The organism is Burkholderia ubonensis, assembly GCF_902833085.1.
Taxonomy (GTDB): domain Bacteria; phylum Pseudomonadota; class Gammaproteobacteria; order Burkholderiales; family Burkholderiaceae; genus Burkholderia; species Burkholderia ubonensis.
On sequence record NZ_CADFEB010000012.1, the window covers coordinates 160,343 to 179,345 of the forward strand.

The following is a 19,003-nucleotide window of genomic DNA, read 5'->3' on the forward strand; positions in this document are numbered from 1 at the left end:
CTTTTCGGTCTCCGCGCGCGTTCCGGCCAAACCCACCAACGTCAACCAACGTCCGCTAACGCCCGCGCGCCTGCGCATCGCCATGCGCGAGCGTGCGTTCGGCGAATGCGCGCGCCGCGACGCTGCGGTAAGCGCCCTTGCGCGTCAGCAGCGCGGCCGTGCGCGTCGGCAGCGGCGGATCGAGTTTCAGCGCGCACAGATCGCCGCTCGCCCGCGCGATCGCGTCCGGCAGCACCGTCGCAAGGCGGCCGCGCCGCACCAGCTCGAGAATCGCGTTGATCGCGTTCACCTCGATCGCGATGCGCGGCCGCGCGCCGTGATCGACGAAATACTGGTCGATGCTCGCGCGCGTCGCGAACGCGCGGCTCAACAGGATCAGCGGCTCGTCGCCGAGCTCGGCCGGCGTCAGCGCGCGGCGGCGGCGCGCGAGACGGTGCGTGCGGCCCGCCACGAGCACGAGCGATTCGTCCCACAGCGGCGTCGCGTCGATGTCCGGCAGCCGCGCGGGCGTGAACGCGAATCCGGCGTCGAGCCTGTCGTCGGCGAGCAGCGCCTCGATCCGCTCCTGCGGCATCGCGTCGATCGTCAGCGTGACGTTCGGGTACGCGGTGTTGAACGCATCGACGAGCGAGCCGATCAGGTACGCGGTGAAGGTCGGCGTCATCGCGAGCCGCAGCGACCCGCTGCTCAGGTCCGCGACGTCATGCACCGCGCGCTGCCCCGCGTCGAGCTCGTGCAACGCGGCGCGCGCATGCCGCGCGTAGGCCTCGCCGAATTCGGTGAGCCACACGGCACGGCCCGAGCGGTCGAACAACTGCACGCCGAGCTGATCCTCGAGCTGGCGGATCTGCTGCGACAGCGTCGGCTGCGACACGTGCAGCACCTCGGCCGCGCGCGTGAAATTGCGCTGTTCGGCGACGGCTAGGAAATAGCGGATGTGGCGGAGCAGCATCGCGAATCAGGTATTGGTTTGACCAATCGAAACCATAACAAGCCAGTCTTGGACGCTATGGCCGGATGTCCGCATCATACGCGCTTCCATACCGGCACGCCGTGCCCGCCCGCCGCATCGGTGCGGCCCGCGAACGCGGCAACCGCGCCGGCCCGTTTCCCGTAACCCGCGCCGCCAATTTCCGGAAAGATGAACCCGCACCACGACACCAACCCCACCCTGACGCGCGGCATGACGCTGCTGTTTGCCTGCGCGTGCGGCATCGTCATCGGCAACATCTATTACGCGCAGCCGCTCCTCGCCGCGATCGCGCACAGCTTCGGGCGCACGCCGGCCGAGCTCGGCTTTCTCGTCACGCTCACGCAGCTCGGCTATGCGGCGAGCCTGCTGCTGATCGTGCCGCTCGGCGACGCGCTCAACCGCCACACGCTGATCGTGCGGCTGCTCGTGCTGAACGTCGTCGCGCTGGCGGCCGTCGCGTGCAGCACGAACTTCCATGCGTTCATCGCCGCGAACGTGGCGCTCGGCTTCGTCACCTGCTCGACGCAGCTCCTGGTGCCGTTCGCCGCGTCGCTCGCCGACGCGCGCACGCGCGGCCGCGCAGTCGGCACGGTGATGAGCGGCCTGCTGCTCGGCATCCTGCTCGCGCGCGTCGCGGCCGGCGCGATCGCCGACTGGCTCGGCTGGCGCGCGGTGTACGCGATCGCCGCGCTGATGGTGCTGGGCCTGACCGGCGTGCTCACGGCGAAGCTGCCGAAGGACCGCCGCGATGCGCGTCTCGGTCTCGTCGATTACGCGGCGCTGATGAAGTCGCTCGCCGCGCTGGTGCGCGCGCAGCCGCTGATCGCGCTGCGCTCCGCCTACGGCGCGCTCGTGTTCGCGTGCTTCAGCCTGCTGTGGACCGGCCTCACGTTCCTGCTCAGCCAGCCGCCCTACGGCTATACGGAAGGCCGGATCGGCCTGTTCGGCGTGGTCGGGGCGGTCGGCGCGCTGGCGGCGACGTCGGCGGGGCGGCTCGTCGACCGCGGGCACGGCAACGCGGCGACGGGCCTGTTCGCCGCCGCGGTGCTCGCGTCGTTCGCGCTGATCGCCGCCGGCGCGCACTCGCTCGCGGCGCTGATCGCCGGGATCCTGCTGCTCGACGTCGGCGTGCAGGGGATGCACATCTCGAACCAGAGCGTGATCTACGCGCTCGCCGGCAACGCGCGCAGCCGCGTGACGACGATCTACCTGACGAGCTATTTCATCGGCGGCGCGCTCGGCTCGTTCGCGGCGAGCGTCGCGTTCGGCGCCGACGGCTGGCGCGGCGTGTGCGCCGCGGGCGCGGTGCTGGCGGGCGCGCTGATCGCGCTCTGGCTTGCGTCGCAGCGCGTCGGCGCAAGGCAGGCGACGCAGTAGCGCGACGCCCGCCGGCAGGACGCAATCCGTCGCGGGATCGCGCAGGACCGGATGACGGCCGCCCGACCACCCATCCGCCCCGCCGGCGTCACGCCGCTTCGTCCGCGAAATCGATCAGCACCTTCATCGCGCGCCGCCGGTCGCCCGCCAGCTCGAACGCGCGGCCCGCGTCGCGCATCGGGAACACACCGGTCACGGCGGGCCGCAGGTCGACGCGGCCTTCGTTGATCAGCTGCACGGCCAGCGCGAATTCCGAATGAAAGCGGAACGACCCGCAGATCGTCAGCTCCTTCGCGACCACGACGTTCTGCGGCAGGCTCACGTCGCCGCCAAGGCCGAGCTGCACGACGACGCCGCGCGGGCGCATCACGTCGAGCCCGTCGCGCAGTGCGCGCGCGTTGCCCGAGCACTCGATCATCACGTCGAACGTGCCCTTGTCCGCGGCATGGCGCGCGACCCACGCCGTATCGGTTGCCGCGTTGATCGTGCGGTCGGCGCCGAGCGCGCGCGCGATCGCGAGCGGCTCGTCGACGACGTCGGTCGCGACCACTTCCGCCGCGCCGTGCGCGCGGGCGGCCGCCACGGCCAGTGCGCCGATCGGCCCGCAGCCGGACACCAGCACGCGGCGGCCGATCAGCGGACCGGCGCGCGACACCGCGTGCAGGCCGACCGCGAACGGCTCCGCGAGCGCGGCGAGCGACAGCGGCACGTGGTCCGCGACCTTCACGCACTGGCGCGCGTCGCACACCAGCGCATTGCGGAACGCGCCCTGCACGTGCGGCATCCGCATCGCGCTGCCGTAGAAGCGCATGTCGAGACACTGGTTCGGCAAGCCTTCGGCGCAGTAGCGGCATGCGCCGCACGGCCGGCTCGGATTGACGGCGACGCGGTCGCCGATCTGCACCGACGTCACGTCCGGCGCGACCGCGGCCACCGTGCCGGCCACCTCGTGCCCGAGCACCATCGGCTGCAGCAGGCGCACCGTCCCGAAGCCGCCGTGCCGGAAATAATGCAGGTCGGACCCGCAGATGCCGCCCATCGCGACGTCGACCCGCACCTGGCCCGGGCCGATCTCGCCCGGGTCCTGCTCCTCGAGCCGCAGGTCGTTCGGCCCGTGGATCACGAGACACATGCAACGCATGCGCATGATGGTTCTCCTTATACGGCGCTCGTCATGCCGCCGTCGACGAACAGCGTCTGGCCGTTCACGAAGTCGGATGCCGCGGACGCCAGAAAGATCGCCGCGCCGCACAGCTCGTCGACGCGCCCCCAGCGGCCGGCCGGCGTGCGCTTGCACAGCCAGCCGGAAAACTCGGGATCGTCGACCAGCGCCCGGTTCAGTTCGGTTTCGAAATAGCCGGGCGCGAGGCCGTTGGCCTGGATGCCGTGGCGCGCCCAGTCCGCGCACATGCCCTTCGTCAGCATCCGCACCGCGCCCTTGGTGGCCGCATACGGCGCGATCGACGGCCGCGCGAGCTCGCTCTGCACCGAGCAGATGTTGATGATCTTGCCGTGCCCGCGCGCGATCATGTGGCGCGCGACCGCCTGCGCGACGTTGAACACGCCGTCGAGGTTCACGCGCATCAGCGCGTGCCAGTCGTCGGGATCGAACGTGTCGAGCGGCGCGCGGCGCTGAATGCCGGCATTGTTGACGAGGATGTCGATCGCGCCGACGCGCGCCTCGAAATCGTCGATCGCCGCACGCACCTGGCCATGCTCGGTCACGTCGAACACCGCATAGTCGGCCGTGAAGCCTTCCTCGCGGAATTGGCGCGCGAGCGACGCCGCCTTGCCCTCATCGCGATCGTTGATGACGATCGCCGCCCCCGCTTCGGCCAGGCCGCGGGCGAGCGTCAGCCCGATCCCGCGTCCCGATCCGGTGATCAGCGCACGGCGGCCGTCCAGGCGGAACCGGTCAAGCGCGTTCGTCATGTTTGTCTCCTCGGTGCCGGGCGAGCCGGCCGCCCATCGCGGCCGGTCTCGCGCTGACCGTATCTTCGGTCCCTGCCCTGGCACTGCGCCAATGGTCTTTTTTGATGTGGTTATCATGGAATCCGATCACCGGATTTCCGTCGCCCTTCGGCCCGCCGCCCATGGAACTCAAGCAACTGCGCGCCTTCGTCACCCTCGCGGAAGAACTGCATTTCGGGCGCGCCGCGCAGCGCCTGTTCATCGTGCAGTCCGCGCTGAGCATGCAGATCAAGGCGCTCGAGGCGGAACTCGACGCGCGGCTGTTCGAGCGCGACCGGCACAAGGTCGAACTGAGCGACACCGGGCGGCTGTTCCTGCCGGAGGCACGCGCGACGCTGCAGCAGGCCGCACGCGCGGAGCAGATCGTGCGGCTGTCGAGCCGCGGCGAGATCGGCACGCTGCGCATCGCGTTCGTGTCATCGGTGCTGCCGGTGCTGCTGCCGGCGGTGCTGCGCGAGATGCGTGCGCGTTACCCGCTGATCACGCTCGAACTGAAGGACATGCCGACGCCCGACCAGGTCGCGGCGCTGCGCGACCGCCGGATCGACTTCGGGATGATCCGCCTGCCGGCCGCGTATGCGGGCATCGACACGCGCGTGGTGCTCGAGGAAGGGTTCATCGTCGCGCTGCCGCTCGAGCATCCGCTCGCCGCGCGCGACGCGATCGCGCCGGCCGACCTGCGCGGCCATCCAGCGTTCGTGCTCGCGCGGCGCTATGCGCCGGGCTTCCACGACGACATGCTGCTCGCGCTGAGCCGCGCTGGCACGACGCTCGAAATCGCGCAGGAGTTCGGCGAGTTCACGACGATGCTCGCGCTCGTCGCGGCGGGAATGGGGATCGGGCTGATCCCGGCGGAAGCGGCGAGCGCGCTGCCGCCGAACGTGCTCGCGCGGCCGCTCGATCTCGGCGGACACCGCACCGGCATCGGCCTCGCGTGGACCGATCTCGACAGCCAGCTCAAGCGGGCTTTCGTCGATGCCGTCGAGCAAGTTGCGCTTGCGCCGGTCAATCGTCGCGCAGGTCGCTCCGCTTGATCCAGCGGACCACGTCGCTGCCGCGCGCAAAGTAATCGATCTGAACCCAGTCGCCTTGCCTCACGAGCACGGCGACGACGTCGCCGTTCACGACATAGGCCTTGCTGCGTGCAGAATCCTGCGCAGCCATATAGAGCGGCGCCCGCTTACTGGCAACCGTCGCGAAGCCGATCCAGTTTCGGCTCGCCTTGAACGTCAGGAAATCCCCGCTTTCGATAGTCGGCACTTCGCAATTGGGCAGATCTCCGTCGACTCGCACGTTCCATACGCCGCGATCGCGTGACGAAACGCTTATCCGCCCGCCCCGTTCACCCGCGAAATATGTGGCGAGACTGACCGCACCGCCCTTCTCCGCCCCCCCTTTCAGCAGGAAACGGCATGTCGGATCCCGATCCGGATTGTTCACGGCCGGCGCCGTGAACGGGTTGTCGAAATAGCCGGTCACCGCCCCCTTGTCGACCGCGACGTAGACCTTCCGATAGTCAAGCTGCGCACCCGGCACGCTGCGCAATTCGTAGACGCCCGCGCGCAATTCGTCGGCGCCTGCGCCCCCCACCGCCATCAGAGCCGCGGCCGCCGCCCATCCCAACAAGAATCGCTTCATCACTTTCCCTTTTTCTTGTCGGCATCCGCCTTTTCGAATACGTCGAAATTGGCCTTCATCTTGCCGTCGTAGTCGTTTTCCTTGTAGGTCGGACCAGACAATATGCCTTGCGCAAACGGCGATAGCGCTCAATGTGTCGTTCGGTTGAACCGTGTAGACGGAGAGATCATCGGTCATGGAGATTCCCGCGGACATGCATCATTTCGCCTGGAGTCATTTCGTGCTTGAGGGTCCAGACGTCACCTGCTCGAGGAAGGTATGACCGGGTCCGTAGAGCGAGCTCGAGATCGAATGGGCTACCGTCGGCTCGGCTGGCCGGCCAGCCTGATCGACCGAAACGGTCTCGATTTCGACGACAGCAATACACCACGCAGCGTGATCCCGCGCGACGGAATGCCCGTTCGCATCGCTGCAGCGAAATACGAACGACTCCGGCAATTCGGCGGCCTTCCAGGTCTCCGTCGAACCGTTCCATGCGTACTTCACGGAGATCGAACCAGGGTGAGGCGCGTGCGGATCCTGCGCGCCCGGCGGAAATGGTTTTGACATGCTGCTTGCTCCCAATGCACCTGACGCACAACCGCACGCCAGCAACGCGGACACGATGACGGCCGCTGACGCGCGGCAGAAATTGCTTGGCGATCTTGTCGAAGTGTTCATAACGGGCGGGGTAGCGTTTTCGTCTTTCCTGCTCGCAAGGCGTGCCTTTGCTGGACCAGTACATGTTGGCGGATTCGGCGGCGCGGCACCCAGCCCCTTCGCGATGGCGTTCTGGGTCCGGCGATGCGGTACCCGCAGGCGCTCCGTCGTCAGGCACCAGAGTATCGAGGGGATGGTCGTTGACTGTCGCTCGACAGACGTTCGCCGTTCTCTCGCCGCCATCGGGGAAGCTGAATTTCGTCTCGTTGCCGGGCGTGAGCGAGACCACATTCTTTTTTGACGCGCGCCGATGCACACCGGTCAGTTCGAGGCCATCGGCAAGCGTGTCCGGGGGTCATAAAGCGTATGGTCTGCGGCTACGCTCACGGCACCGGCCTGTTCCCCAGAATCGATGTTGCCTGTTCCGGCAATTCGCAAAAGACAACAAAAAAGCCCGGCCGGCCAGAAGCCGAACCGGGCCCGAGCGCCGCGCCAGCCGCCTTGCGGCGGCCGTGCGCGTGCGGGATTACTTCGCGTTCGCGAATGCGACTGCCGTATCCAGCATGCGGTTCGAGAAGCCCCATTCGTTGTCGTACCAGCTCGACACCTTGACGAGACGGCCCGACACCTTGGTCAGCGTCGCGTCGAACGTCGACGAAGCCGGGTTGTGGTTGAAGTCGATCGACACCAGCGGCGCGTCGTTGTAGCCGAGGATGCCCTTCAGCGCGCCTTCCGACGCTTCCTTCATGATCGCGTTGACTTCCTCGACCGTCGTGTCGCGCTTCGCGATGAACGACAGGTCGACGATCGACACGTTGATGGTCGGGACGCGGATCGCGTAGCCGTCCAGCTTGCCGTTCAGTTCCGGCAGCACGAGGCCGACCGCGGAAGCCGCGCCCGTCTTGGTCGGGATCTGGCTGTGCGTGGCCGAACGCGCGCGGCGCAGGTCTTCGTGGTAGACGTCCGTCAGCACCTGGTCGTTCGTGTACGCGTGGATCGTCGTCATCAGGCCGGTTTCGAGGCCGATCTTGTCGTTCAGCGGCTTGACGAGCGGCGCGAGGCAGTTCGTCGTGCACGATGCGTTCGAGATGACCGTGTGCTCGGCCTTCAGCACGTTGTGGTTCACGCCGTAGACGATCGTCGCGTCGACGTCCTTGCCGCCCGGCGCCGAGATGATCACCTTCTTCGCGCCGCCCTTCAGGTGCGCGCTCGCCTTTTCCTTGGTCGTGAAGAAGCCCGTGCACTCCATCACGACGTCGACGCCCAGCTCGCCCCACGGCAGCTCGGCCGGGTTGCGGTTCGCCAGCACGCGGATCTTGTCGCCGTTGACGACCAGGTAGTCGCCGTCGACCGACACTTCGCCCGGGAACTTGCCGTGCGCGGTGTCGTACTGGGTCAGGTGCGCGTTGGTCTTCGCGTCGCCCAGGTCGTTGATCGCGACGATCTCGAGATCGTGCTTCTTGCCGTTTTCATAGAACGCGCGCAGCGTATTGCGGCCGATGCGGCCGTAGCCGTTGATTGCGACGCGGATCGTCATGTCTATCTCCTGATGGCTGAAAAAAATTCGTTTCGTGCAGCTTCACGGTGCGGCGCGCGCGTGGGGAACGCGCGCGCCGCGAATGCTTTTAGGCCAGCACGGCCTTGGCCGTCTCGACGACCTTGTCGACGGTGAAGCCGAAGTGCTTGAACAGCACGCCGGCCGGCGCCGATTCGCCGAACGTGTCGATCCCGACCACGCCGCCTTCCAGGCCGACGTACTTGTGCCAGAAGCTCGTCACGCCCGCTTCGATTGCGACGCGGCGCACGCCGTGCGGCAGCACGCGTTCACGGTATTCGGCGTCCTGGCGGTCGAACACGGTGGTCGCCGGCATCGACACGACGCGTGCGGCGATGCCCTGCTGCGCGAGCGGCTCGACGGCCTTCATCGCGAGCTCGACTTCCGAGCCCGTCGCGATCAGGATGATCTTGCGCGCGACGATCTCCTCGTCCCAGTCCTTCAGCACGTAGCCGCCCTTCTCGACGTTCGCGATCTGCGCGTCGGTGCGCGGGTTGAACGCGAGGTTCTGGCGGCTGAAGATCAGGCTCGACGGACGATCGGCGGCGACCGCGTGGGTCCACGCGACGGCCGTCTCGACCGTGTCGGCCGGGCGCCACACGTCGTGGTTCGGAATCAGGCGCAGGCTCGACACGTGCTCGATCGACTGGTGCGTCGGGCCGTCTTCGCCGAGGCCGATCGAGTCGTGCGTGAACACGAAGATCGACGGCACCTTCATCAGCGCGGCGACGCGCAGCGCGTTGCGGCTGTAGTCGGAGAACGTCAGGAACGTGCCGCCGAACGGCTTGTGGCCGCCGTGCAGCGCGAGGCCGTTGATCGCGGCGCTCATGCCGAATTCGCGCACGCCGTAGTTGATGTGGTTGCCCAGCTTGACGCCCGGGCCTTCCGGATTCGCACGAACCGCCTTCGACGCCTTCCAGTTGGTCAGGTTCGAGCCGGTCAGGTCGGCCGAGCCGCCGAGCAGTTCGGGCAGCACTGCGGCGAGCCCTTCGATCGCCTGCTGCGACGCCTTGCGGGTCGCGACGGTTTCGCCGCGCTCGTTCGCGCCGGCGATGATCGCCTTCGCCTTCTCCGCCCAGTCGGCGGGCAGCTTGCCGGCCATCCGGCGCTCGAATTCGGCCGCTTCCGCCGGATACTTCGCACGGTATTGCGCGAACGCCGCGTCCCAGTCGGACTCGCCGCGCTTGCCCGCTTCCTTCGCATCCCACGCCGCGTAGACTTCCTGCGGAATCACGAACGGCTCCCACTTCCAGCCGAGCGCCTCGCGCGTCTTCGCGATTTCTTCCGCGCCGAGCGCCGCGCCATGCACGTCGTGGCCGCCGGCCTTGGTCGCCGCGCCCTTGCCGATCACCGTCTTGCAGCAGATCAGCGTCGGCTTGTCCGACAGCTTCGCCTTCGCGATCGCCGCGTCGACCGCGTCGACGTCATGGCCGTTCACGTTCGGGATCACGTTCCAGCCGTATGCCTCGAAACGCTTCGGGGTATCGTCGTGGAACCAGTTGACGACGTCGCCGTCGATCGAGATGCCGTTGTCGTCGTACAGCGCGATCAGCTTGTTCAGCTTCAGCGTGCCCGCGAGCGAGCAGGCTTCGTGCGAGATGCCTTCCATCAGGCAGCCGTCGCCGAGGAACACGTACGTGTGGTGATCGACGATCTTCGCGCCGTCGCGGTTGAACTCGTCGGCCATCAGCGCTTCGCCGAGCGCCATGCCGACCGCGTTCGCGAGACCCTGGCCGAGCGGGCCGGTGGTCGTCTCGACGCCCGGCGTGATCCCGTATTCCGGGTGGCCCGGCGTCTTCGAGTGCAACTGACGGAAGTTCTTCAGCTCTTCCATCGGCAGGTCGTAGCCGGTCAGGTGCAGCAGCGCGTACAGCAGCATCGAGCCGTGGCCGTTCGACAGCACGAAGCGGTCGCGGTCGGCCCAGTGCGGGTTCGCCGGGTTGTGCTTGAGGTGGCGCGACCAGAGCGCGACGCCGATTTCGGCCATGCCCATCGGCATGCCGGGGTGGCCGGAATTCGCTTGCTGGACGGCATCCATCGCGAGCGCGCGGATCGCGTTGGCCATCAGGGTGGTGGAGGCGGGAGACGAAGTCGTCATGTCGAGTCCGGAGATCGAGTCGAGAAAACGGGGCACGTGCGGTATCCGGAAGCTCGCTAGTCAGCCGCTCCCGGCGCGCAGTGCGGCGCCAGGGTGGACGCGAAGCGGACGGAGCCAACGGACAGGGCTGCAAAGCGCATTATTTTACCAGATGGGCCGGCATTTCCCTTCCGAACGGTCGGCGTTCCGGCACGGTTTTCCGTCAAACTTCCCGCTGTCCGTTTCGCCCCCTCTGTACGCCCTCTATAATTCAGACGTTGGAACTGTCCGCCCCGCCCGTGAGCACGACGCTTCTCTTTCACCCGACGCCCGACTCCGCCTACGGCTTTCCGCATGCGCGGCGGCTTGCGCACGTCGCGTCCCCGCACCAGCAGATCGAGGTGTGGGAGACCCCACAGCTCGGCCGACTGTTCACGCTCGACGGCCGGCCGATGACGTCGGTCGGCGACGAGTACATCTACCACGAATGCATGACCCACCCGGCCGCGCTCGCGCATCCCGCGCCGCGCAAGGCGCTCGTGCTCGGCGGCGGCGACGGCGGCGCGGCGCGCCAGCTGCTCAAGCACGCGTGCATCGAGCGGATCGTGGTCGCGGAGCTCGACGACGAGGTCGTCGGCATGGCGCGCCGCTTCCTCGACGACGTGCACCAGGGCGCGCTCGACGACCCGCGCGTCGAGGTCGTGATCGGCGACGCCGCGCACTTCGTCGAATCGACCGTCGAGCATTTCGATCTCGTCGTGTTCGATCTCACGCCGCCGGAGTCCCCGGCGGCCGGCCTCTACACGCGCGATTTCTACAAGCATCTCAAGCGGATCCTGACGCCGTGCGGCGCGATCACGATGCATCTCGGCTCGCCGGTCTTTCACGCGGCGCGCATCGCCGCGCTGCTCGCCGACCTGCGCGCGAGCTTCGCGTTCGTCGATCCGTTGTCCGCGCACGTACCGCTGTACGGCTCGGTGTGGCTGATGGCGATCGCGAGCGACACGCTCGACGCCGCATCGCTGTTCATGCACGACATCGAGGAACGCCTCGCGAGCCGCGGCGTCGAAGGGCTGCGCTACTACGACGCGCGGCTGCACCCGGCGCTGTTCGCGTTGCCGCGCGCGCTGCGCGATACACTGGGCGCGCGCCGCTGAGCTGTCGCGCCGTTCCGCTTTCCCCATGCAGGAGATTTTCATGGCCGATCCACGTCCGGCCGACGTGCCTTGGTTGACGCCTTACCTGGCCGTGCGCAACGCGCACGCGAGCATCGATTTCTTCAAGGCCGCGTTCGGCTTCGAGCTGCGCGACATGCTCGACGAGGACGGCGCGATCATGCACGTCGAGATGGTCTATCGCGGCCAGCTGATCGTGATGTTCGCGCCCGAAGGCGCGTTCGGCTCGACCGCCCGCACGCCGCGGAGCGCGGGCGCGACTGCGCCGCAATCGTTCTATCTGTACGTCGACGACGTCGACGCGACCTGGCAGCGCGCGCTCGACGCCGGCGCGAAATCGCTGAGCGCGCCGCAGGACCAGTTCTGGGGCGACCGCTTCGCGCAGGTCGAGGATCTCGACGGCTACCGCTGGGCGCTCGCGCGCCGTCTCGAATCATGAGCGAAGCCACTACGACCGCGGCCGTGCCGCGCTTTTTCGTCGAAGCGGCGCTGAGCGCCGGCGCCGTGCTCACGCTGCCGGCCGACGTCGCCCGTCACGCGCAGGTGCTGCGGCTGCAGCCGGGCGATGCGCTCGCGCTGTTCGACGGCACGGGCGGCCAGTACCGCGCGCGGCTCGTCGAGATCGACAAGCGCAGCGCGGTCGCGCAACTCGACGCGTTCGAGCCGGCGGAGGCGGAGCCGCCGTATCGCGTGACGCTCGCGCAGGGGATCGCCGGCGGCGACAAGATGGACTGGGTGATCGAGAAGGCGGTCGAGCTCGGGGTCGCGGCGATCGCGCCGCTGTCGACGTCGCGCGGCGTCGTGCGGCTGTCGGGCGAGCGCGCGGAGAAGCGCGTCGCGCACTGGCGCGGCATCGTGCGCGCGTCGTGCGAACAGTGCGGACGCAACCGCGTGCCGGACGTCGCGCCGGTGCGCGGCTTCGACGCGTGGCTCGATGCGCTGCCGGCCGCGCCGGCCGACGGCGAGCTGCGGCTGCTGCTGTCGCCGCGCGCGAGCATCCCGTTCGCGTCGTTGCCGGATTCGCCGCCCGCGGCGAACGTCATGCTGCTGATCGGCCCGGAAGGCGGGCTGTCGCCCGACGAGGAACACGCGGCGCGCGCGCACGGGTTCACCGCGCTGTCGCTCGGGCCGCGCGTGCTGCGCACCGAGACGGCCGGCGCGGCGGTGCTGGCCGCGCTGGCGGCGCGCTGGGGCGGGTGGTGACCGACGCCGGCCGTGACGGCAACGGCGGACGTCGCCACGCCGCCGCCGGCAGCGCGCTCGCCGGCCCCGTCATTCGTCGCCGCGCTCCATCCGCGGCATCCTGACCGACTTGAAAATCGAGTCGGCCACGGCCTGGTACATGTCGCCTGCGTACGGGCTCGTCCACGCCGTATCGTCGCTGCCGAACAGTTCGATCGAACCGGTCATCGGCAGATCGACCGGCGCGTCGTTCATCGCTCGGGCCATGTCGGCGAATATCGTGTCGAACGCCGCCCTGCGCTGTTGTTCCGACTTGCCCGGCGCCGGCAGCACCGCGGCCTCCACCTGCTTTACGCCGGGCCCGACATTCGCCACGTCGCATGCATAGGTCACGGTCGCGATCGACTGTCCGTCGCGGCCGGGGTTCGGCGCACGCGTCTCGCCCGTCACCCTGCACCGGGACCGGCTCGTCGTCGAAGCAAACGCGGCCATCATGTCGCGGGCCGGCTTTTCCTGGCGCGCGCGCACGTTGGGCGGCAGCGCATCCACGAGCCGGTCTGCCAACTGCTTGCGCAGGTCGGTCCTCGTCTTCTCGTACGCATCGAGATCGAACGCGTTCTTGCCGTGCAGATAGTCGCGCATCGCGTCGTTGTATTCCCGGCCCTTCGACAGGTCGCCGTTCACGAACAGGCCAAGGAACAGCTCGGTGGTGCGGATCGGCGAAACTGGTGCGGCATTGGCGACGCCGGCGACGGCGAGCGCCGACAGGACAAGCACGCGCACGGCGGCACGCCGCGCGAGACGGAAATCGGTCATGGGAATACAGCCCTCTCTCTCGGATTGATCGAATTGTCGGTCCGGCACACGAAGTCGGCTGCGTCGCCGCAAGCCCCGACGCGCCGGACGGCGGCCGATTGTCCCGGAAAATGGCGCGCGATGAAAGCGTCGACGGGCTCGCGCCGCAGGCGGCGCACCGCCGCCGGTTCCACAGACGCAAAAAAGCCCGCACGAAGGCGGGCTTTCTTGTACGACCGAGACGAGCGCCGGACTTTTACGCGAACGAATAAAACACGCGGAACGCAACCTTGCGCTCGGCCCAGAATTCGGCCGCTTCACGGAACACGTCGAGCAGCGTCTCGCGGCCTTCCTTGTCGAACTTCTGCGCGATCGGCAGCCCTTCGAGCACGATCACGAAGCCGGGCTGCGCGCCCGCCTTCGCGACCAGGTCGGTCAGGCAGTCGTACAGCGCGTCATAGTTCTTGCCGAAATGTTTCGGAAACAGGAACGACGTCGCGATCGTTTCCATCACTTCCTGCTTCGACTGCGCGGCGCCGCAATACGCATACAGGAAATGCTGGCCGAGCCGGCCGGCTTCGTCGGCGAGATCCTGCACGCGAAACGCGCGGATCGACTGCACGAGATTGGGTCGCACGGTCGTGAAAAGGCTCATAGGCTCCTCGTTCGATGAAAGCCCGGGGCTGGCTTCCTGCTCTGCCGGCGCGTCGCCGGCCTGCACCGCCGCGCGCAGCTGCATCACGCGCTGAAACAGATTGCCGTCGCCGGCCGCGAACAGATCCGCCGCCGACGCCGTGTCGTGCGTGTAGATGGAGTCGCTCATGCCGTTCATCCCGAAGTCATTCAACAATACGTTTGAAACTGTTGTAGTGGTCGTCCGTGTAATAACAATTGTCGACCCGGCGCAGCGGCCCGCCGCAGACGATCCGGCGCGCACCGCGATTGCGCGCGCGCGGGGTCGGCACGGTGTACTCGTGGTAGAAGCCGCGCTTCGCCTTCGGCAGGATCCGCTCGCGGTTGCCGAACACGACGCCGTCTTTCTCGTACGGATAGGGACCGCCACCGGCAATCAGGCCGAGCGTGGTCACGGCCTCGCGCGGAAGGCGGGCGGTCGGGATCGTATCGAACCCGCCGGCGGCCACGTCGGCCGTAACGGCCTGCCGTGCGTAGGCGGCGGAAACCAGACTGCCCGTCGGCGTGCCGACGATACCCATCGCGAACATCGCGAAGACGGACGCGAGCGCGCCGTTGCGGAGCCACTTGCGTGCCATGAACCAGGGTTCCCGCTGTTAAATCAAGTAGTTGACGACCAACAAAGGCGTTAGCGTAGCGCTATTGTCCGCGCGAATCAATGTTCGTTTGGGGATTGAAAGCTCGTCCGGATCGGGCCCCGCGCAAATTTTACCGAAATATGGTTGCTTTTATCTTACATGAGATAAAATGCCGACGGCATCTCTCGCATGGCAAGACCCTGCCTCCTTGCCACGCTCGCAACCCGGAGTGGAGAGATGCTGCTGTTGCTTATGGGAAGCGCGTGCGCGCCCTGCCCGGCGGCGTGCCCATTGCGGGCACGCCGTTTTTTCTTTTATTTACAAATTCGCTTAACGCGTTGCGTTCACGTCGGCCACGAGCAGCGCGGCCATGTTGACGATCCGGCGCACCGTCGCCGACTCGGTCAGCACGTGCACCGGCTGCGCGGCGCCGAGCAGGATCGGCCCGATCGCGATGTTGTTGCCCGCGGCCGTCTTCAGCAGGTTGTACGCGATGTTCGCGGCGTCGATGTTCGGCAGGACCAGCAGGTTCGCTTCGCCTTCCAGCGTGGATTCCGGCAGGATTTCCTTGCGCAGCGCCGCGTCGAGCGCGACGTCGCCGTGCATTTCGCCGTCAACCTTCAGGTCCGGTGCGCGTTCCTGCAGGATCGCGAGCGTATCGCGCATCTTCTGCGCGGACGGCGCGTTGCTCGTGCCGAAATTCGAGTGCGACAGCAGCGCGACCTTCGGCTCGATGCCGAAGCGGCGCACTTCCTCGGCCGCCATGATCGTGATCTCGGCGAGCTGTTCCGGGGTCGGATCGACGTTCACATGCGTGTCGACGAGGAAAATCTGCCGGCCCGGCAGCACAAGGCCGTTCATCGCCGCGTACACGCTGCAGCCCGGGCGCTTGCCGATCACCTGGTCGATGAAGTGCAGGTGGCGGTGCGTCGTGCTGATCGTGCCGCAGATCATCCCGTCCGCTTCGCCCTTCTTCACGAGCATCGAGCCGATCAGCGTCGTGCGGCGGCGCATCTCGACGCGCGCGAGCTGCTCGCTGATGCCCTTGCGGGCCATCATCTTCGCGTAGTCCTGCCAGAACTCGCGGTAGCGCTCGTCGTGCTCGGTGTTGACGACGGTGTAGTCGACGCCCGGCGTCAGGCGCAGGCCGTAGCGCTGGATACGGTGCTCGATCACGGCCGGACGGCCGATCAGGATCGGTTTCGCGAGCTTTTCGTCGACGACGATCTGAACGGCGCGCAACACGCGCTCTTCCTCGCCTTCCGCGAACACGACGCGCTTCTTCTCGGCCGACACGCTGCGCGCGAGCTGGAAGATCGGCTTCATCGTCGTGCCGCTGTGATACACGAACTGCTGCAGGTGCTGCTTGTACGCGTCCATGTCCTCGATCGCGCGCGTCGCGACGCCGCCGTCCATCGCGGCCTGCGCGACGGCCGGCGCGATCTTCACGATCAGGCGCGGATCGAACGGCTTCGGAATCAGGTATTCGGGGCCGAACGACAGGTCCTGGATCCCGTACGCGGTCGCGACGATGTCGCTCTGCTCCTGCTGCGCGAGCTCGGCGATCGCGTTGACGGCGGCGATCTCCATTTCACGCGTGATCGTCGTCGCGCCGACGTCGAGCGCGCCGCGGAAGATGAACGGGAAGCACAGGACGTTGTTGACCTGGTTCGGATAATCGGTGCGGCCGGTCGCGAGCACGGCGTCCGGGCGCACTTCGAGCGCGAGCTCCGGCAGGATTTCCGGCGTCGGGTTCGCGAGCGCGAGGATCAGCGGGCGCTCGGCCATCCCCTTGACCATCTCCTGCTTCAGCACGCCGGCCGCCGACAGGCCGAGGAAGATGTCCGCGCCGTCGATCACCTCGGCGAGCGTGCGCGCGTCGGTTTCGCGCGCGAAGCGCTCCTTGTCCGGGTCCATCAGCTCGGTGCGGCCCTTGTAGACCACGCCGGCCAGGTCGGTCACCGTGATGTTCTCGAGCGGCAGGCCGATGTCGACCAGCAGGTCGAGACACGCGAGCGCGGCCGCGCCCGCGCCGGACGCGACGAGCTTGACTTCCTTGATGTCCTTGCCGACGACCTTCAGGCCGTTCGTGACGGCCGCGGCGACGACGATCGCGGTGCCGTGCTGGTCGTCGTGGAAGACCGGGATCTTCATCCGCTTGCGGGCTTCGCGCTCGACGATGAAGCAGTCCGGCGCCTTGATGTCTTCCAGGTTGATGCCGCCGAAGGTCGGCTCGAGCGCGGCGATCACGTCGACGAGCTTGTGCGGATCGGACTCGTTCAGCTCGATGTCGAACACGTCGATGCCGGCGAATTTCTTGAACAGCACGGCCTTGCCTTCCATCACCGGCTTCGACGCGAGCGGGCCGATGTTGCCGAGGCCGAGCACCGCGGTGCCGTTCGTGACGACGCCGACCAGGTTGCTGCGCGCGGTGAAGCGGGCCGCGTTGAGCGGATTCTCGACGATCTCCTCGCACGCGAACGCGACGCCCGGCGAATAGGCGAGCGCCAGGTCGCGCTGGTTGATCATCTGCTTGGTCGGCGCAATCGCGACCTTGCCGGGGGTCGGGAATTCGTGGTAGTCGAGGGCGGCTTCGCGGAGCTTGGCTTTGGAGGAGGCTTGCGTGGACATGTGTCTCGTGGCGTGCGGATTAGAATACCTAGTCGACGCATTGTAGCGCCAATCGAAGTCGCCAAAACCCCGATTCGGGTGCAACAGTCGCGACAAAATTGTACTGAACGGTGCAGGAACGCCGCCGTTCGCCTCGTACAATGTGCCGTTCTCTCAACCGCTTCGGGTCCGTCCGCCGTGCCAGCCTCCCTCTCCGAGTTCTCGTTGATCGACCGCTTCTTCGCGCGGCGCGCGGCCCGGGGCGCGCGCGCCGCGACGCTCGGGATCGGCGACGATTGCGCGCTGTTCGCACCGCGATCCGGGAAATTGCTCGCCATTTCGACGGACATGCTGGTCGAGGGCCGCCACTTCTTCCCCGACGTCGCGCCGCATGCGCTCGGCCACAAGACGCTCGCGGTCAACCTGTCCGACCTCGCGGCGATGGGCGCCGAGCCGCGCGCGTTCACGCTCGCGTGCGCGCTGCCGCGCGCCGACGCGGCGTGGCTCGAAGCATTCAGCGACGGGCTCTTCGCGCTTGCGGAGCGGTTCGGCTGCGAGCTGATCGGCGGCGACACGACGAGCGGGCCGCTGAACCTGTGCGTGACCGTGTTCGGCGAAGTCGCGCCCGACGCCGCGCTGCGGCGCGACGCCGCGCGCGACGGCGACGACGTCTGGGTGTCCGGCACGCTCGGCGACGCGCGGGCCGGGCTCGGCGTCGCGCGCGGCGAATGGACGGCCGGCGCGCAGGCGGCGGCCGTGTTCCGGGCGGCGCTCGAGCGCCCCGAGCCGCGCGTCGCGCTCGGCCTCGCGCTCGCGGGCGTCGCGCACGCGGCGCTCGACCTCTCGGACGGCCTCGCGGGCGACCTGCAGCACATCCTCGAGCGCTCGCGCGTGCACGCGGACATCGACGCCGACGCGGTGCCGCGCTCGGCCGCGCTCGCGACGCTGCCGCCCGACGTGCAGCGCCGCTGCACGCTCGCCGGCGGCGACGACTACGAACTGTGCTTCACCGCGCCCGCCGCCGCCCGCGCGGCGGTCGAGGCGGCGGGCGCCGGCGCCGGCGTCGCGGTCACGCGAATCGGTACAATACGCGCGTTGTCCGCGCCGTCGGAGCGGCCCGCGATCGCGTGGCACGACGCCGCCGGCGCGCCCCTGGCTCTCACGTTGCACGGTTTCGATCACTTCCATGCAGACTGACCCGACGCCCCCGCGCGCCGCGGCCGACGCCGGCGCAACGCCCCGCACGCCGAGACGCGCCACCGCGCGCTTCATGTTCTCGCATCCCGCGCACCTGCTGTCGCTCGGGTTCGGCAGCGGCCTCGCGCCGATCATGCCCGGCACGTTCGGCACGCTGTTCGGCTGGCTGACGTTCGTCGCGTTCAGCCGCTACCTGACGGTGCCCGAATGGTGGGGGCTGATCGCGGCCGGCTTCGTCGCCGGCGTCTGGCTCACCGGCTTCACCGCGAAGCAGCTGGGCGACGCCGACCCGGGCCCGGTCGTCTGGGACGAGATCGTCGCGATCTGGATCGTGATGCTGTTCGTCACGCCGGCGACGTTCGTCGGCCAGCTCTGGGCCTTCGTCGTGTTCCGCTGCTTCGACATGCTCAAGCCGCCGCCGATCCGCTACCTCGAACGCCGGATGAAGGGCGGCCTCGGCATCATGGCCGACGACCTGATCGCCGCGTTCATGTCGCTGCTCGTGATCGCGCTGTGGCGGTCCTTCGCCGGCTGACCTTTCCG

The 19,003-nt window shown here is 68.2% G+C and carries 18 protein-coding genes; 7 read left to right on the top strand and 11 right to left on the bottom strand.

The genetic code is table 11. The annotated features are described in order from the left end of the window. Positions 1-55 precede the first annotated feature (55 nt). Complete coding sequence (gene cynR / locus HWX31_RS30855) at positions 56-952, bottom strand: transcriptional regulator CynR (protein ID WP_174965878.1); 897 nt, start codon at positions 950-952, stop codon at positions 56-58. A gap of 189 nt (positions 953-1,141) precedes the next feature. Between cynR and HWX31_RS30860 the strand changes: the two genes are divergently transcribed. Continuing rightward, positions 1,142-2,350, top strand: coding sequence for an MFS transporter (locus tag HWX31_RS30860; RefSeq protein ID WP_174965879.1), 1,209 nt, complete (start codon positions 1,142-1,144; stop codon positions 2,348-2,350). An 88-nt stretch (positions 2,351-2,438) separates the two neighbouring features. Here HWX31_RS30860 and HWX31_RS30865 read toward each other — a convergent pair whose 3' ends face one another. Next, entirely contained in the window at positions 2,439-3,497 is a 1,059-nt protein-coding gene (locus HWX31_RS30865; protein WP_174965880.1) for an L-idonate 5-dehydrogenase, read from the bottom strand. An 11-nt stretch (positions 3,498-3,508) separates the two neighbouring features. Then, on the bottom strand, positions 3,509-4,282 hold the full coding sequence (locus HWX31_RS30870) for an SDR family NAD(P)-dependent oxidoreductase (protein WP_059729309.1): 774 nt from the start codon (positions 4,280-4,282) through the stop codon (positions 3,509-3,511). Between the two features lie 161 nt (positions 4,283-4,443). Between HWX31_RS30870 and HWX31_RS30875 the strand changes: the two genes are divergently transcribed. Then, positions 4,444-5,355, top strand: a complete 912-nt coding sequence (locus tag HWX31_RS30875) for a LysR family transcriptional regulator (RefSeq protein ID WP_174965881.1) — start codon at positions 4,444-4,446, stop codon at positions 5,353-5,355. Here the strand turns inward: HWX31_RS30875 and HWX31_RS30880 are convergent. From HWX31_RS30880 to tkt, 4 genes are all read right to left on the bottom strand, one after another. Beyond that, entirely contained in the window at positions 5,327-6,136 is an 810-nt protein-coding gene (locus tag HWX31_RS30880; RefSeq protein ID WP_174965882.1) for a hypothetical protein, read from the bottom strand. The two genes, HWX31_RS30875 and HWX31_RS30880, sit on opposite strands and share 29 nt — an antisense overlap. Positions 6,137-6,172: 36 nt before the next feature. After that, positions 6,173-6,508: a Maf family protein gene (locus tag HWX31_RS30885; protein WP_174965883.1), complete on the bottom strand. Its 336-nt coding sequence runs from the start codon at positions 6,506-6,508 to the stop codon at positions 6,173-6,175. Between the two features lie 616 nt (positions 6,509-7,124). Next, the gene (gap, locus tag HWX31_RS30890; RefSeq protein ID WP_010091320.1) at positions 7,125-8,135 is read right to left on the bottom strand and encodes a type I glyceraldehyde-3-phosphate dehydrogenase; all 1,011 of its coding nucleotides are present in this window, start codon (positions 8,133-8,135) and stop codon (positions 7,125-7,127) included. A gap of 88 nt (positions 8,136-8,223) precedes the next feature. Then, complete coding sequence (gene tkt, locus HWX31_RS30895; RefSeq protein WP_174965890.1) at positions 8,224-10,296, bottom strand: transketolase; 2,073 nt, start codon at positions 10,294-10,296, stop codon at positions 8,224-8,226. Between the two features lie 233 nt (positions 10,297-10,529). Between tkt and speE the strand changes: the two genes are divergently transcribed. The 3 genes from speE to HWX31_RS30910 are packed head-to-tail and all read left to right on the top strand — an operon-like array spanning position 10,530 to position 12,608. After that, entirely contained in the window at positions 10,530-11,387 is an 858-nt protein-coding gene (gene speE / locus HWX31_RS30900) for a polyamine aminopropyltransferase (RefSeq protein ID WP_174965884.1), read from the top strand. A 40-nt stretch (positions 11,388-11,427) separates the two neighbouring features. Then, entirely contained in the window at positions 11,428-11,844 is a 417-nt protein-coding gene (locus HWX31_RS30905; RefSeq protein ID WP_059483457.1) for a VOC family protein, read from the top strand. Then, on the top strand, positions 11,841-12,608 hold the full coding sequence (locus tag HWX31_RS30910) for a 16S rRNA (uracil(1498)-N(3))-methyltransferase (protein WP_174965885.1): 768 nt from the start codon (positions 11,841-11,843) through the stop codon (positions 12,606-12,608). Before HWX31_RS30905 ends, HWX31_RS30910 begins: the two co-directional genes overlap by 4 nt. A gap of 69 nt (positions 12,609-12,677) precedes the next feature. Here the strand turns inward: HWX31_RS30910 and HWX31_RS30915 are convergent, their stop codons facing one another. From HWX31_RS30915 to HWX31_RS30930, 4 genes are all read right to left on the bottom strand, one after another. Next, positions 12,678-13,670, bottom strand: coding sequence for a hypothetical protein (locus tag HWX31_RS30915; protein WP_174965886.1), 993 nt, complete (start codon positions 13,668-13,670; stop codon positions 12,678-12,680). Further along, complete coding sequence (locus HWX31_RS30920; RefSeq protein ID WP_010094281.1) at positions 13,639-14,205, bottom strand: barstar family protein; 567 nt, start codon at positions 14,203-14,205, stop codon at positions 13,639-13,641. Before HWX31_RS30920 ends, HWX31_RS30915 begins: the two co-directional genes overlap by 32 nt. Positions 14,206-14,221: 16 nt before the next feature. Next, positions 14,222-14,653, bottom strand: a complete 432-nt coding sequence (locus HWX31_RS30925; RefSeq protein WP_174965887.1) for a ribonuclease — start codon at positions 14,651-14,653, stop codon at positions 14,222-14,224. Between the two features lie 330 nt (positions 14,654-14,983). After that, a complete protein-coding gene (locus HWX31_RS30930; protein ID WP_174965888.1) occupies positions 14,984-17,284 on the bottom strand; it encodes an NADP-dependent malic enzyme in 2,301 nt (766 codons plus the stop codon). A 177-nt stretch (positions 17,285-17,461) separates the two neighbouring features. On the opposite strand from HWX31_RS30930, the gene thiL reads away from it, so the two are divergent. Together thiL and HWX31_RS30940 are read left to right on the top strand one after the other, a co-directional pair. Then, positions 17,462-18,460, top strand: coding sequence for a thiamine-phosphate kinase (gene thiL, locus HWX31_RS30935; RefSeq protein ID WP_175934003.1), 999 nt, complete (start codon positions 17,462-17,464; stop codon positions 18,458-18,460). After that, positions 18,450-18,995 carry a phosphatidylglycerophosphatase A family protein gene (locus HWX31_RS30940; RefSeq protein ID WP_059617124.1) on the top strand — a complete coding sequence of 182 codons (546 nt, stop codon included), beginning with the start codon at positions 18,450-18,452 and terminating at the stop codon, positions 18,993-18,995. Before thiL ends, HWX31_RS30940 begins: the two co-directional genes overlap by 11 nt. Positions 18,996-19,003 lie beyond the last annotated feature (8 nt).

Coding starts and splice junctions, on each gene's coding strand:
- cynR (WP_174965878.1), bottom strand. CDS start 952: ATGCTGCTCCGCCACATCCGCTATTTCCTAGCCGTCGCCGAACAGCGC.
- HWX31_RS30860 (WP_174965879.1), top strand. CDS start 1,142: ATGAACCCGCACCACGACACCAACCCCACCCTGACGCGCGGCATGACG.
- HWX31_RS30865 (WP_174965880.1), bottom strand. CDS start 3,497: ATGCGCATGCGTTGCATGTGTCTCGTGATCCACGGGCCGAACGACCTG.
- HWX31_RS30870 (WP_059729309.1), bottom strand. CDS start 4,282: ATGACGAACGCGCTTGACCGGTTCCGCCTGGACGGCCGCCGTGCGCTG.
- HWX31_RS30875 (WP_174965881.1), top strand. CDS start 4,444: ATGGAACTCAAGCAACTGCGCGCCTTCGTCACCCTCGCGGAAGAACTG.
- HWX31_RS30880 (WP_174965882.1), bottom strand. CDS start 6,136: ATGACCGATGATCTCTCCGTCTACACGGTTCAACCGAACGACACATTG.
- HWX31_RS30885 (WP_174965883.1), bottom strand. CDS start 6,508: ATGTCAAAACCATTTCCGCCGGGCGCGCAGGATCCGCACGCGCCTCAC.
- gap (WP_010091320.1), bottom strand. CDS start 8,135: ATGACGATCCGCGTCGCAATCAACGGCTACGGCCGCATCGGCCGCAAT.
- HWX31_RS30905 (WP_059483457.1), top strand. CDS start 11,428: ATGGCCGATCCACGTCCGGCCGACGTGCCTTGGTTGACGCCTTACCTG.
- HWX31_RS30910 (WP_174965885.1), top strand. CDS start 11,841: ATGAGCGAAGCCACTACGACCGCGGCCGTGCCGCGCTTTTTCGTCGAA.
- HWX31_RS30920 (WP_010094281.1), bottom strand. CDS start 14,205: ATGAGCGACTCCATCTACACGCACGACACGGCGTCGGCGGCGGATCTG.
- HWX31_RS30925 (WP_174965887.1), bottom strand. CDS start 14,653: ATGGCACGCAAGTGGCTCCGCAACGGCGCGCTCGCGTCCGTCTTCGCG.
- HWX31_RS30930 (WP_174965888.1), bottom strand. CDS start 17,284: ATGTCCACGCAAGCCTCCTCCAAAGCCAAGCTCCGCGAAGCCGCCCTC.
- HWX31_RS30940 (WP_059617124.1), top strand. CDS start 18,450: ATGCAGACTGACCCGACGCCCCCGCGCGCCGCGGCCGACGCCGGCGCA.